A 13,122-nucleotide genomic window follows, 5' to 3' on the forward strand; every position below is an offset into this window, starting at 1 on the left:
GCCGATCATCGCCGGCCTCCTCCCCCGTCTCGCGGCAGCCGTGACCGCGAGATACAGCCGAAAAATACGCTCGGGGAACCGCTTCGACCAACCTATTTATCGGGCCCTGCCCGGTCACCGGATTCGACGTAGCGTGTAGCCATGTTGCTGAACCGTTCTCGGCGTCCGAGCATCGAACAGGTCAATCGGGTGGTCGACGCACTGGAGATCCCGGAGGCGGTGTTCAAGACCTGCCCGTGGCAGCCGCGGGAGCTGGTGGAGACCGGGTTACGGCAGTGGTTGCGGTGCTGCGGGGCGGCCATGCGCGACGATCGGGTGATCGGGATGCCGTCACACGCGGTGGACGAGGCGTGGCACGGGCTCATCCTGTGCACGAAACGGTATGCGCGCCTGTGTGATGACGCGTACGGGCGATTCCTGCACCACTTCCCGGACGGGGAGGGCACGGGGTCCGGGGACCCGATGGCGGAGCAGCTGGGACGCACCGTCGTCGCGTGGTCGTTCGTGGCGCGACCGGGCGAGGAATGCGTGCTGTGGAACCTGGACAGCGTTGTGGGAGTGGACCATCCGTGGGGTATCCCCACCGAGCAGGTCCACTCGATCGAGGCGGAGTTGCGGGCGGGCTAGTTGCCGCCGCCGCAACCACCGCCGCCACAGCTGCTGCTGGAGCTGCTGCCACCGCCGCAGCCGCTGTGCCCGCCGCCGCAACCGTGGTGGCCGTGGCTGGTGCCGCCGTGGTGATCGTGGCCGCTGCTCCCGTGGTGTCCGTGGCCACCGCCCATGTGATGGCCGTGGGCGTCGCCTCCGGGGGACCATCCGCTACCGCGGTCGCCCGAGTCGACGGTCCAGTCGCCGCCGCCGGAGCCGAGTCCCCAGCGCTTGTCGCGTCTTCCACGCACTCGATCGCGTTCACCTCGGTTGGTGACCACCGCCACGACGACCAGCGTGAACACGATGAAGACAACAATGAATCCGACAGCGAACATGGTCGGCCTCCTCCCCCGTCCCGCGGCCCCTGTGGCTGCGAGGCTGAGCCGAAAGCTACGCGGGGAGGGGCGGTGCGACAAGCGCATTTACCGAGGGGCTCATCACCGGCGTGAGCCCCTCGGGGGCGCGTACTCGCTACGTCAGCTTCACGCGGGCCGCGAAGAAGCGGGCGACGGCGGGCGCGAAGCGGTTGAAGCGGTACTGGAGCCACGCCTCCGGTGTCACCGGCACCACGTCGCGTCCGTTCTCGACGGCCTTGACGATCTGGTCGGCGACCTTCTCGGGGCCGTAGCGGCGGGCCGCGTACAGCTTGTCGTAGCGCTGCTGCTTGGCCGCCTCTTCCTCGGCGGAAACACCCGAGAACCGGGTGTTGGCAACGATATTCGTATGCACGATTCCCGGGCAGATGGTCTGCACACCGATGCCGTTGCCCGCCAGTTCGGCGCGCAGGCAGTCGGAGAACATGAACACCGCGGACTTGGAGGTCGAGTAGGCGGCGAAGCCACGCTGCGGGGTGTACGCGGCCATCGACGAGAGGTTGACGATATTGCCACCCAGGCCGCGGTCGGCCATGGCCTTGCCGAACGCGCGGCAGCCGTTGATGACACCGTGCAGGTTGATGTCGAGCACCCGGTTGAATTCGGCCGCGGAGGTGTCGAAGAAGTCACCCGCGGCGCCGATGCCGGCGTTGTTGATCAGGATGTCGGGCACGCCGTGCGCGGCGATGACCGCGTTCGCGTGCTCGGCGACCGCTTCGGCGTCGGACACGTCGAGCTGGTAGGCGTGCGCGATACCGCCGATCCCGGCGATGAGGTCCGCGGTCTCCTTGGCCGAGTCCAGGTTGATGTCGGACAGCACGACCTCGGCGCCCTTGCGGGCGAAGGCGAGGGCGGTCTCACGGCCGATGCCGCTGCCGCCGCCGGTGATCACCAGCAGCTGGTGGTCGAAAGGCCGCTGCTCCGAACCGACCTCGGCCCGGCGCAGCGTGCGCGGCGTGTCCCCGGTACGGAGCGAGTCGATGAGCTCGATGGTGGAGGTCGCCAGCAGTTCCGGGTGCGAGAACGGCAGCCAGTGCCCGCCGCCGACCTCGCGGCGGTACAGGTTGGGCGCGTACTCCTTGGTGTCGGCGTAGCCCGCGGGCCGCACCGCCACATCGCGGCGCGCGATGACCAGCTGCACCGGCACCTCGGTGCGGCGGTCGCGCGGATCACCCAGGCGCTGCAGGATATTGGCGCGGTAGATGCGCATGCCGTCGAAGAAGTCGCGCCGGAACTCCGGTCCCAGCTTGATGTTCTCCGGCGAGGTCTCGTTCATCAGGCCGACGAAGCGCGACCACATCTTCTCGGTGCCCAGCGGCTTGAGCACCACCCGCGGCACGCCCGGCGTCATGAACAGACCGGTGTACAGCGAGGACAGCAGCTGGGTGAACGGACCCCACACCTTGCCCTGCGACATGCGCGAGCGCACCCACGCGCCCAGGTGGTCGAGGTTGGGCCCGGACACCGAGGTGAAGGATGCGACCCGGCCGACGGCCTGCGGCTCGCACACGGCCTCCCACATCTGCACCGAACCCCAGTCGTGGGCCAGGATGTGCACGGGCGCATCGGGACTCACGGCGTCGGCGACGGCGAAGAAGTCGGCCGCGAAGTGCTCGAGCCGGAAGTCCTCGGTGCGGTCGGTGCGGGTGGAGCGGCCGTGGCCGCGGGTGTCGTAGGTGACGACGTGGAAACGGTCGGCGAGCAGCGGCACCACGCGGTCCCACAGGTGGTTGTCGTCGGGCCAACCATGCACCAGCACAACGGTTTCAGCGGACGGCTCACCGTATTCGTAGACGGCGATATCGAATTCGCCCGAGCGCACCAGGCGCTCGGCGGCGGGGATGACGGTGGCTTCGGTCACGATCTTCTCCTCGTTGAGACGGTGCTAGAGGTCCAGCACCAAACGGTCCCCGCCGCAACGGGATACACAGATGAGCATGTCGCCGGCCGCGCGCTCGGCGTCGGTGAGCACGGTGTCGCGGTGGTCGACCTCGCCGGAGCGCACCCGCACCACGCAGGTGCGGCAGAAGCCCTGGCGGCACGAGTATGAGCTGTCCGGACGGGCTTTCAGCACTTCCTCGAGCACCGACTTGTCGGCGGGCACGTCGAGCACCTCGCCGGTGCGGGCCAGTTCCACCTGGAAGGCGGTGCCGTTCACCACCGGCGGCGGCGAGAACCGTTCGGAATACAGTTCCACGCCGCGCGCGCCGTTGCCTGTCATCGTGCGCACGGCGTCGGCGATGACCTGGGTCATGACGACCGGTCCGCAGCAGTAGACGGAGGTGTCGGGCCCGACGCCGGGCAGCAGGTCCGCGGCGGTGGGGATGCCGTGCTCGTCGTCGGTGCGCACGGTGACCCGCGACCCGAACGACTCCACCTCGGACAAGAATGGAATGGTGTCGCGGGACCGCCCGGCATACACCATGGTCCAGTCGACGCCGAGCCGATCGGCCATCCGGATCATCGGCAGGATCGGTGTGATCCCGATGCCTCCCGCCACGAAATGCACTCGCGCGGACGAGGATCCGTAGCCGGGCAGTACGAACGGGAAGGCGTTGCGCGGCCCGCGCACGATGATCGTGGTGCCGACCCGCACCTCGTCGTGCACCTCGAGGGAGCCGCCGTTGCCGTCCGGAATGCGCCGCACCGCAACGCGATACGCGTGCCGGTCGGCGGGGTCCCCGCACAGCGAGTACTGCCGCACCTTGCCCGAGGGCAGTTCCAGATCCAGGTGCGCGCCGGGCCGCCAGGCGGGCAGTTCCCGCCCGTCGGGGGCGGTCATCAGCAGGCTGATCACGTCGGTGTCGTGCGCCTCGACACGGCGTTCGACGACGACCAGCGGAATCCGCCAGGCGTCGACCCGCACCTCGGGTTCGTACCGGTTGACGAAAGTGCTCCAGCGCAAACGGCTCTCGGCGATGAAGTCCAGGACCCGGGTGGTCCGGTCGGCACGTCCCTTGCCGAACAGATCCTGCGGTGGTGTGACGGGGACGGGCCGGATCGCCGCGTTCACGAGGCCATCACGCGCGCGGCCGGGGACTGCGCCAGGTAGGCCACGGCCTGCGCGGTGGACCCGACGCCTTCGGGGCTGTAGCCGGGCTTGAAGGTGGACAGCGCGCTGATCAGCAGCGACGGGATGCCGGGCACCGAGCCGCGCCACATGCCCGCGAAGATCCGGGCGACCAGCATCGGATAGCGGTGGTCGGGCAGCGTGGGGTCGGCGTGCACCAGGTACTTGGTGCCGCGCAGCAGCAACGCGATGAAGATCGGGAACACGATGAGCATGAGCGCGCCGCGGCGCACGTAGCCGATCTCGAAGTACTCGGCCACGTCGTGGGCGACCATGCGGTGCTCGACCTCTTCGGCCCCGTGCCAGCGGAACAGGTCCAGCATCTGCGGGTCGGCGTCGAACTGCTCGAGGTCGGCGTTGATGACCCAGTCGCCGAGGAAGGCGAAGAAGTGCTCGAGCGCGGCGATGACGCCCAGCCGTTCGACGAGCTGTTGCTGCTGGGCGGCCGTGGTGCCGAGCCGGCGCGGGCCCAGCGTCTTGCGGAACAGGAATTCGGCCTGCCGCACGTAGGGCTCGACGTCGATGCCGTGGGCGGCCAGTACCTCCTCGAGGGCGCCGTGGTGGCTCTCGGCGTGCATGGACTCCTGGCCGATGAACCCGATCATGGCCTCGCGCAGCTTCTCGTCCTTGACCAGTTCGAGGGCTTCACCGAAGGTCACCAGGAACATGCGCTCACCTTCGGGCAGCAGCATGCTCAGGGCATTGAGGACGTGCGAGGCGATCGGTTCCTGCTTCATCCAGACCGGTTCGGTCTTCGACCAATCGAACCGGACGTTGCGGGCGTGCAGGGCTACCTCTCCGGGTTCGGTCACCTCTCGGCGGCCCAGCTTCGGAAGTAGCTTCATCGGTACTCCTGGTCTCGTAGCGATTTGCTGCGTGAGCGTAGCAACATTCTACCTATGTATGAAACCAGGAGTTACAGCTAGATTTTTCCGCCCCGATCAGCTATCGACGTGCACGTGCGGCCGCTGCGACCGGCGCGGGATGGCCCGGCGCAGGATCTCCCGGGTCACCGGCGCGACCTCGCCCTCACCGAAGAACATGAACCGCACCAGATTGACGAGCGGGTTCCCCTCGGTCCATTCGAAGTAGACATGCGGGCACTCCCCGGTCCGGTCCCGGATGGCGATCAGGATCGACGCGATGCAGTTCGGCACGGCCGCGGCCTCGACGGTGAGGATGTGATAGTCCTCCACGTCCACCTCGGTCACGTGCAGCGTGGTGCTGAACTCCGAGGGGTCCTTCACGATGACCTCGAGGAAGAGGATGGGCTCGCTGTCGGGAATGTGGCTTTCCCGGCGCTGGTCGGCTTCCTTCTCCGCGTACTCCTGCGGCGAACGCCCGTCGGTGATGTCGTGGGTGACGATGCGGATCTCGCCGCGCTCGGCCAGCCGGTCGATCACCGCGCAGGCCTTCTCGTCGAAGATCACCTCGACGGCCCGCAGCTCGAACGCCCGGCGGATGCGCGAGGCGAACGACACCACCAGGGTCGCCAGCACGAACAGGATCGCGAGGTGCAGACCTTCCGGCTTCTCGATGATGTTGTCGATGGTGGTGTAGACGAAGATCAGCGACACCAGCCCGAAGCCAAGCACCCGCGAATACTGCTGTTTGCGCCAGGCCGAAATGGACACCGCCACCGCCGCGGAGGTGATCAGCACCAGCACACCGGTCGCGTAGGCCGCACCTTGCGCGTCCACGCTCGCGTCGAAATACCAGGTGATCCCGAAGGCGATGAGCGCGAAAACCAGAGTCAGCGGCCGGATCTGACGCGCCCACTCGGGAGCCATGCCGAAGCGCGGGAGGTAGCGCGGGACCAGGTTCAGCAGGCCCGCCATGGCCGACGCGCCCGCGAACCACAGGATCGCGATGGTGCTGATGTCATAGACGGTGCCGAACGCGTTGCCCAGATGCTCGTGCGCCAGATACGCGAGTGCCCGCCCGTTGGCCTGCCCGCCCTCCTGGAACTCCTGCTCCGGAATCAGGATGGTGGTGATGAAGCTGGTGACGATGAGGAAGCCGCTCATGATGAGCGCGGCCGTGGTCAGCAGTTTGCGGGTGCCGATGATGCGGGTGCGCGGAAAGTCCTTAGGGTCGGCCAGATTGCCCTTGATCTGCGGCATGACCGCGACACCGGTCTCGAAGCCGGACAGACCCAGCGCCAGCTTCGGGAACACCAGCAGCGCGACGCCGATCATCGCGAAGATATTGCCGTGCTTGGCCGTCAGCAGATGCGTCCAGTCGGTCACCAGATGCGGGGCCTGCAGCACCTTGACGATGCCGACCACGGCCACCACCAGGTTCAGCGACAGGTACACGCCGACCAGTCCGACCGCGATGCCGATGGCCTCGCTGAACCCCTTGAGGAACACCGCCGCCAGCAGCGCCAGCAGGACCAGGGTGATGGTCATGTTCTGGTCCGCCAGCCACTCCGGCACGTACGGGTTCTCGACGATGTGCGCCGCGCCGTCCGCGGCCGACAGCGTCATGGTGATGGTGAAGTCGGTGGCCGCGAAGCCCAGCAGCACCAGGATGAAGATCTTGCCCCACCAGTTGGGCAGGAATTTGGCGAACATGGCGATGGACCCGCCGCCCTCGTGGCTCTCCGTGGCCACCCGCCGGTACACCGGTAGCGCGCCCAGCAGGGTCAGCGCGACCAGCACGATGGTCGCGAGCGGGGACAGCACGCCGGCGGCCAGCGCCGCGATGCCCGGCTGATATCCGAGTGTCGAGAAGTAGTCGACACCGGTCAGGCACATCACCTTCCACCAGGAGTGCTGATGCTCCTTGGGTGGCTTCTTCACCATCGGGCCCTGGATCTGCGAGTGGTTCTCCCCCGCGTCTTCCAGTAGCCAGTTCGCGAAGCGCGAGCGCGGCCGTACATCGGTCGTGGTCAAGGAGTCCTCCCCGGATCGCTGCGGTCCGGTTTCCCGTAAATCTTCCAAAATGACGTGATGAATGTACTCACGGCAAACCGGGCACGGTCAGAGCCCGCGCCGTGAGTCGATCAGGGGAATGTGCTAGCCGAGATAGGCCGCGACGGCGTCGGCGATGGCCCGCGCGAATCGGGCACGGCCGTCCGGGGATTCGATGAGGGCGGCATCGCCGGGATCCCGCATATTGCCGCATTCGACCAGAGCCGTCGGACGCTCGGAGAAGTTCAGCCCGGCCAGGTCGGGCCGCGGGTTCAGGCCGTCGGAGCCGACGTAGGTCGACGGCGTGAAGCCCGCCCCGGACAGGGTGTCGCGCAGCCGGGTGGCCAGCTGCACCGACGGCCCGGACTGGGCGTCGTTGAGCGCGGGCGAGGAGTAGGCGACGTGGAAGCCGTGCGCCCCGGCGGGCGCGCCGTCGGCGTGGATCGACACCACGGCCGCTGCGCCGACCCGATTGCCGAGGGTGCCACGGTCGTTCACGCACGGGCCGACGCCGGTGTCACTGTCGCGGCTCATGATCACCTGGAAGCCGCGGGCGGCGAGCTGATCGCGCACCAGCTGGGCCACCGCCCAATTGAATTCGTGCTCGGTGTAGCCGTCGTCACCGCTGGTGCCGGTGGTGTTGCAGGGCTTCATGCCGCCGCGCCCGTCGGGCACCTTGGCATTGATCTCGTCGGCGTGGGCCGCGCCGCCGCCATTGTGGCCGGGATCGATCACCACGGTCCGGTTGGCGATCGGAAAGACCGGGAGGGCAGGCAGATCCGCTTTCGCGGGGGCGTCCTGCGCCGGGCGCGACTGCGAGACCGGGACGGCTTGGCTCTGCACGCAGCCCGCGAGCAGCAGCGCGCCGCACAGTGCCGCCATGGACTTCCAGTGTCGGTGTCGCACGCCTCGACGATAACGGTTGAATCACGAAGAGGTAAGTCAGTGTTCGAGCTTGCGCAGGATCTCGTGGAGGGTGCGCAGGTCGGCCGGGGTGAGGTCGGCCAATTCCGCGGGCGCGGGGTCGGGCGTGGCGAGCGCGTGGGCCACCACCCGCTCACCGGCGTCGGTGAGCGAGATCAGCTTGCTGCGCCGGTTGGTCGGGTCTATCTCGCGGATCACCAGTCCGCGTTCCTCGAGGTCGTTGACCACCACCGTGGTGGCGGGCGCGTCCATGGCGGCCGCCCGGGCCAGGTCCTTGGCGCTGAGCGGTCCGGGCCGCAGTCGCCGCAGCACCCGGATCCGGCTGAACGGCATGCCGGTTCGCTCGGTCACCGCGCGTTTCCAGCCGTCACGGGTGTCCATCACCAGGTGGGTGAGCTGCCGCCAGACCTGGTCGGTGGTGGGCGTGTCATCCGGCATGAACGGGGACCTTCTGTTCCAGCAGGGGCGCGATCCGGTCTCGCGAACGGTACGCCCAGTCGGTATTGGCGGCGACGCCGAGCGCGGTGACGGCCACGGCGAATCCGCTGATGGTCCACCACAATCCCGCGCCGGTGAGCGCACCACACAGTGCCACACCGAGACTCACCCCGACCTGGCGGCTGGTGGAGGCCACCGCCGCCGCGGCCCCGGCCCGATCGAGCGGCATCCCGCTGACCGCGGTGGTGGTGATGGGCGCGTTGACCATGCCGAATCCGATGCCGAACAGCACGAACGTGACGATCAGCTGCCAGATCGGGGTGTCGGCGCGCAGCAGGGTGAGCAGGACCGCGGCCGCACCCATCAGCGAACCGGAGGCCAGCAGCGACGGCCGGGTGCCGTATCGACCCACCAGTCGTCCCGACAGCGGTGAGAAGAACAGCATGCCCAGCGCCATCGGCAGGTACAGCAGTCCGGTGTGCACGGCCGAGAAGTGCCGCGTCCCTTGCAGATACATCGACATGCTGAACAGGAAGGCGCCCAGCGCCGCGAACGAACAGACCGCGATGACGGTGGCCGAGGAGAACGGGAAGCTGCGGAAGAAGCGCAGGTCGATGAACGGCGACCGGTGCCGCGACTCGTGCCACACGAATCCGGCCAGCGCGGCCGCCGCGATGACGAAGACCGCGGGCTCGGCTTCGATGAGCCCGAACACCAGCGTGAACAGCACCGCGATGGCCAGCAGCTGTCCGATCGGATCCATGCCGCGCGGATTGGCCGACTTCGATTCCGGCACGAAGATCGTGGTGAGCGCGAACGCGACCGCCACGATGGGCAGATTGATCCAGAACACCGACTGCCAGCCCAGACTGTCGATGAGCACACCGCCGACCATGGGCCCCAGCGCCGTCGAGATGCCGACCACCGCACCCCACACCCCGACCGCGCGCGCCCGCTCCACCCGCCCGGTGAAGGTCGTCGTAATGATCGACATGGCAACGGGATTCAGCATGGACCCGCCGATGGCCTGCACGAACCGCGCCCCGATCAGGATCTCGATGCTCGGCGCGAGACTGCACAACAGCGATCCGGCCGCGAAGGTGAGCAGCCCGATCCGGAACACCCGCTTGCGCCCGAACCGGTCCGCCGCCGCGCCCGACAGCATGAGCAGGCTGGCCAGCGTCAGCGTGTACACGTCGACGATCCACTGCAACCGCGACAGCGGCGCCCCCAGATCGTCGCGAATGGTCGGGATGGCGACGTTCACGATGGTCGCGTCCATGGAAGAGATCAGCAAGCTCAGGCAGCAGGTGACCAGGATGATCGTCTTCCGGCGCGAATCGAGGCCCTCAACGGTTGTATGCACACAACTATTGTGTGTTCACAACCGTTTGGGACGCAAGGTCTCATGCAGTGGCCCCGATCACACCCCGATCATCCGCACCGAGAGGACACTCGACACCCATGACGGGAAACGTGAAGCGGCGATTGGTCATCGCCGCGCTGCTCGCCGCCGGACTGGTCACCGCGACGCCGACCGGGGCGCAGCCCGCACCCGCCGCTGCCACCGAGTACCCGTGGCGTCAGCTCATGGTCGATACCGGGCGCGAGTACTTCCCGATCGACTGGCTCGAGGCGCGAGTGCGGGAGCTGTCGGCGTTGGGGATGAACACGCTGCATCTGCACCTGTCCGACAATCAGGGCTTCCGGCTGCGCAGCGACACCCATCCGGAGGTGAACTCGGCGCAGACCTACTCCAAGGACGAGATCCGCGCGCTGGTGTCCTACGCCGAGGGCTACGGCATCACGGTGGTGCCGGAGATCGACATGCCCAGCCACATGGGGCAGATCCTCGCCCACCATCCGGAACTCCGGCTGGTGCCGGCGCACACCACACCGGCCGAGGCCCAGCAGGATTCGCTGCTCGGCGGACCGGAGACCAAGATCGACCTGTCCAACCCGGCGGCCTATCAACTCATGGGTGATCTGCTGCGCGAATTCCTGCCGCTGTTCCCCGGCCCGTACTGGCACCTCGGCGCGGACGAGTACGTCAGCGACTTCGACCGCTATCCCCAATTGAGCCCGTACGCGGTGCGCGACTACATCACCTGGGCGTCAAGCATTCTGGCCGAGACGGGCAAGACGCCGATCGTCTGGAACGACGGGCTCGACTGGCCCGGCGCACTCGGCCTCGACCCGTCGATCATCATCGACTACTGGTCCGCGGGCACCGCGCCGTGGATCCGCACCGGCCGCGGCCCCGCCGAGCTCGCCGCGAATGGAAACCGCTTGGTCAATGCCGGTTTCACCCCCACCTACTTCGTCACCGGCGGACCCGCATCGGGCCTGAACACCCCGCCCGCTCTGCTGAAACTGTGGAATCCCGCGATCTTCGTCGACCTCAGCACCCTGCCCGCCGCGAGCCGATCACAGCTGATCGGGTCGGGCGTCTTCGTGTGGTGCGACGATCCCACGGCCATGACCCCGGACGAGATCTCCGCTCCCCTGTCGGAACGGCTGGTCATCATGGCCGACAAGCTTCGCGGGCGGTAGCGCCGAGTCCCGGTGTCAGTGCTTGGGATTCACCTCGGGCATCAGGGCCGACCATGCCGCGAGCACGTCCTCGGTCTGTTGTTCGGGGGTGCCGTAGGTGTGGGCGGCGACGGTGAAACCCGGACCGAAGGAGACCGACGACACCTCCGGATCGCCGACATCGGACCAACCCCACTTGGTTCCGTACACCTGCGGCAGCCGGGCCGTGCCCCAGTCCTGGCGGGTGCCGTCGGCGGCTCGGTCGGCGGGCTGTTCCATCCACGCCAGGATGGGGCTGTCGGGTTCGTCGCGGATCTTGGCGGCGAGGAAGTCGGCCACATCGGCGGTGCTGGTGGTCGAGAATTCCCAGCCGCCCTGGCTGTGGGTGGAGCGGAGGTGGTACTCGGTGGCCTCGGCGTCGATGGCGTACGGGTATTTGGCTTCGATTCGATCGGCGGCGGCGTCGTCGGATTTGCGGATCATGCGTTCACCGAGGTCGCGGTCCTCGGCGGAGCCGTCGCCGTGTTTGAGGGCGTAGTCGGCGAGGTAGAGCTTGGCGAGGGACAGGGCCGCGCGCTCCTCGTGCTGGTTGGTGGTGCCCCAGCCCGCGCCGGGGACCAGCGTGCGCACCGAGAGCGAGGTACGAGGCGGGATGCGGGACGAGTCGAAGGCGCCGGGGTCGAGCGCGGGTTGCGCGCTCGCCGCTCCGCCGGCGCAGACGCCCAGCGCCAGTCCGACTCCGGTCGCCACGGTCTCGACCACACCTGCCCGCCTGCCCATCGCCCACCTCCGCGTCGCGTTGCACCCGGTGTCACCTTGCTCCGCGGCGCTGGGCGGAGGCTCACGACACGCCGATGGCGGTCAGACCGTGAGCAGGGTGCGACCCAGCGCGGCGCGCGATCCGATGGCGGTGTGCGCCGCCGCGGCCCGGTCGAGCGGGAAGGTCTGGCCGATCACGACTTCCAGTCGTCCGGCCGCGACTTCGGCGTGCGCGCGCTGGTGCAGCGCGAGCCAGTCGGTGTCCGGGGTGGTGAGCTCGAACAGCGTCACGACGGTGACCTCCTGGGCCGCAGCGGATTCCGCGTCCACCGCGGCGAAGCCGCCGGCGGCATTGCCGTAGGCGATGAGCAGACCGCCCGGCGCGACGGCGGCCAGTGCCGCGCGGCCGATCTCGCCGCCCGCGCCGTCGAGGACCACCGCGACGCCGCCGGTGCGTTCGCGCACCCGCTCGGCCCAGCCGGGCTCGGAGTAGTCGATCACCTCGTGCGCGCCGAGTCGTTGCGCCAGCGCGAGTTTCGCCTCACCGCGGGCGGCCGCGATCACCCGCGCTCCGGCGGTCCGCGCCAATTGGACCAGCAGTGTGCCCAATCCGCCCGCGGCGGCGGTGACCAGCACCCACTGCCCCGGTTCGATGGCGGCCCGGTCGGCGATGGCGAGCACGGTGCGGCCGTCGTGGACCAGGGCGGCGGCCTGCTCGAAACTCAACTCGGCGGGGATGGCCGCGAGGGTGTCGGCCTTGGCCAGGGCTCGTTCGGCGTAGCCGCCGATGGGCAGGCCGCCGCCGACGCCACTGGCCGCGGTGGGGGTGGCCACCCGCTTGCCGACCCACGCGGCGTCGACGTCGGGGCCGACGGACTCGACGGTGCCGGTGACCGCGCCGCCGGGGATGAACGGCGGTTCGGCCGGGAAGTAGTCACGCGCCGCGCCGCTGCGCAGCATCGTGTCCAGGAACATGACGTCGGCGGCCGCGACCCGCACCACCACTTCGCCGGGCCCGGCGACGGGGTCGGGAACCTCGTCGATCTTCAGCACCTTGGGTCCGCCGAACTCTTCGACCTGCACTGCACGCATCTCGTTGCCTCCCTCTCGCTTCCGACGACCGCTTCGACCGGCCGTCGCTGCACCCAGCAGCGAACCTCGACATATGTTGAGGTCAAGGCCGGGCGGCGAACGTTCACTCCGGGCGAACACGAGAGATCCGTTTCCGAGCCACGCGACGCGCCCTGACCTGCGCCGTCGATCCATTGTCCCAACGGATGGGACGGATGTTTGCCCGTGGGTACGCGCTCGGGTAGCGCCACTGACCGGGTGCGCTTATGCTGCGTCCGGCAGAACCGAATCCGCTTGGCGGTCCGGGCATTTCGCACGGTATTCCGCGGGGCGGGCGCGGTCGGGGGCATCGGGGCGTCCGCCCTGATGGACGTAGTTCGGAAGTGCG

The 13,122-nt window shown here is 68.6% G+C and carries 12 protein-coding genes; 2 read left to right on the forward strand and 10 right to left on the reverse strand.

Annotation, left to right across the window (positions count from 1 at the left end; translation table 11 throughout):
* Nucleotides 1-141 precede the first annotated feature (141 nt).
* Nucleotides 142-627, forward strand: a complete 486-nt coding sequence (locus ACFYTS_RS21805; RefSeq protein ID WP_357278461.1) for a hypothetical protein — start codon at nt 142-144, stop codon at nt 625-627.
* Here the strand turns inward: ACFYTS_RS21805 and ACFYTS_RS21810 are convergent.
* The 8 genes from ACFYTS_RS21810 to ACFYTS_RS21845 all read right to left on the reverse strand — a co-directional run bounded on the left by ACFYTS_RS21810 (nt 624) and on the right by ACFYTS_RS21845 (nt 9,738).
* A complete protein-coding gene (locus tag ACFYTS_RS21810) occupies nt 624-986 on the reverse strand; it encodes a hypothetical protein (RefSeq protein WP_387306717.1) in 363 nt (120 codons plus the stop codon). The genes ACFYTS_RS21805 and ACFYTS_RS21810 overlap by 4 nt on opposite strands.
* Nucleotides 987-1,122: 136 nt before the next feature.
* Nucleotides 1,123-2,886 (reverse strand): SDR family oxidoreductase, encoded by a 1,764-nt coding sequence (locus tag ACFYTS_RS21815; protein ID WP_387306719.1) that lies wholly within the window; start codon nt 2,884-2,886, stop codon nt 1,123-1,125.
* Between the two features lie 24 nt (nt 2,887-2,910).
* Nucleotides 2,911-4,038, reverse strand: a complete 1,128-nt coding sequence (locus ACFYTS_RS21820) for a PDR/VanB family oxidoreductase (protein ID WP_387306721.1) — start codon at nt 4,036-4,038, stop codon at nt 2,911-2,913.
* The gene (locus ACFYTS_RS21825; RefSeq protein ID WP_357278471.1) at nt 4,035-4,940 is read right to left on the reverse strand and encodes a metal-dependent hydrolase; all 906 of its coding nucleotides are present in this window, start codon (nt 4,938-4,940) and stop codon (nt 4,035-4,037) included. The genes ACFYTS_RS21820 and ACFYTS_RS21825 overlap by 4 nt, the downstream gene beginning before the upstream one ends.
* Before the next feature lie 96 nt (nt 4,941-5,036).
* The gene (locus tag ACFYTS_RS21830; protein WP_387306723.1) at nt 5,037-6,992 is read right to left on the reverse strand and encodes an amino acid transporter; all 1,956 of its coding nucleotides are present in this window, start codon (nt 6,990-6,992) and stop codon (nt 5,037-5,039) included.
* Between the two features lie 123 nt (nt 6,993-7,115).
* Nucleotides 7,116-7,916, reverse strand: a complete 801-nt coding sequence (locus tag ACFYTS_RS21835; RefSeq protein WP_387306725.1) for an N-acetylmuramoyl-L-alanine amidase — start codon at nt 7,914-7,916, stop codon at nt 7,116-7,118.
* 36 nt (nt 7,917-7,952) lie between these two features.
* Nucleotides 7,953-8,372 (reverse strand): MarR family winged helix-turn-helix transcriptional regulator, encoded by a 420-nt coding sequence (locus ACFYTS_RS21840; protein WP_387306727.1) that lies wholly within the window; start codon nt 8,370-8,372, stop codon nt 7,953-7,955.
* On the reverse strand, nt 8,362-9,738 hold the full coding sequence (locus ACFYTS_RS21845; RefSeq protein WP_387306729.1) for an MFS transporter: 1,377 nt from the start codon (nt 9,736-9,738) through the stop codon (nt 8,362-8,364). The genes ACFYTS_RS21840 and ACFYTS_RS21845 overlap by 11 nt, the downstream gene beginning before the upstream one ends.
* A 98-nt stretch (nt 9,739-9,836) precedes the next feature.
* On the opposite strand from ACFYTS_RS21845, the gene ACFYTS_RS21850 reads away from it, so the two are divergent.
* Nucleotides 9,837-10,925, forward strand: coding sequence for a family 20 glycosylhydrolase (locus tag ACFYTS_RS21850; protein ID WP_387306731.1), 1,089 nt, complete (start codon nt 9,837-9,839; stop codon nt 10,923-10,925).
* Nucleotides 10,926-10,940: 15 nt separating this feature from the next.
* Here ACFYTS_RS21850 and ACFYTS_RS21855 read toward each other — a convergent pair whose 3' ends face one another.
* Together ACFYTS_RS21855 and ACFYTS_RS21860 are read right to left on the reverse strand one after the other, a co-directional pair.
* The gene (locus ACFYTS_RS21855) at nt 10,941-11,684 is read right to left on the reverse strand and encodes a hypothetical protein (RefSeq protein ID WP_387306732.1); all 744 of its coding nucleotides are present in this window, start codon (nt 11,682-11,684) and stop codon (nt 10,941-10,943) included.
* Between the two features lie 81 nt (nt 11,685-11,765).
* Nucleotides 11,766-12,755, reverse strand: a complete 990-nt coding sequence (locus ACFYTS_RS21860; protein WP_387306734.1) for a zinc-binding dehydrogenase — start codon at nt 12,753-12,755, stop codon at nt 11,766-11,768.
* Nucleotides 12,756-13,122: the final 367 nt, after the last annotated feature.

Source organism: Nocardia sp. NPDC004151 (assembly GCF_042874235.1).
GTDB lineage: Bacteria > Actinomycetota > Actinomycetes > Mycobacteriales > Mycobacteriaceae > Nocardia.

What these genes read in the sequence shown, in the direction of transcription:
- ACFYTS_RS21825 (WP_357278471.1), bottom strand. Translation starts at nt 4,940, where the DNA reads ATGAAGCTACTTCCGAAGCTGGGCCGCCGAGAGGTGACCGAACCCGGA.
- ACFYTS_RS21860 (WP_387306734.1), bottom strand. Translation starts at nt 12,755, where the DNA reads ATGCGTGCAGTGCAGGTCGAAGAGTTCGGCGGACCCAAGGTGCTGAAG.
- ACFYTS_RS21850 (WP_387306731.1), top strand. Translation starts at nt 9,837, where the DNA reads ATGACGGGAAACGTGAAGCGGCGATTGGTCATCGCCGCGCTGCTCGCC.
- ACFYTS_RS21805 (WP_357278461.1), top strand. Translation starts at nt 142, where the DNA reads ATGTTGCTGAACCGTTCTCGGCGTCCGAGCATCGAACAGGTCAATCGG.
- ACFYTS_RS21840 (WP_387306727.1), bottom strand. Translation starts at nt 8,372, where the DNA reads ATGCCGGATGACACGCCCACCACCGACCAGGTCTGGCGGCAGCTCACC.
- ACFYTS_RS21855 (WP_387306732.1), bottom strand. Translation starts at nt 11,684, where the DNA reads ATGGGCAGGCGGGCAGGTGTGGTCGAGACCGTGGCGACCGGAGTCGGA.
- ACFYTS_RS21810 (WP_387306717.1), bottom strand. Translation starts at nt 986, where the DNA reads ATGTTCGCTGTCGGATTCATTGTTGTCTTCATCGTGTTCACGCTGGTC.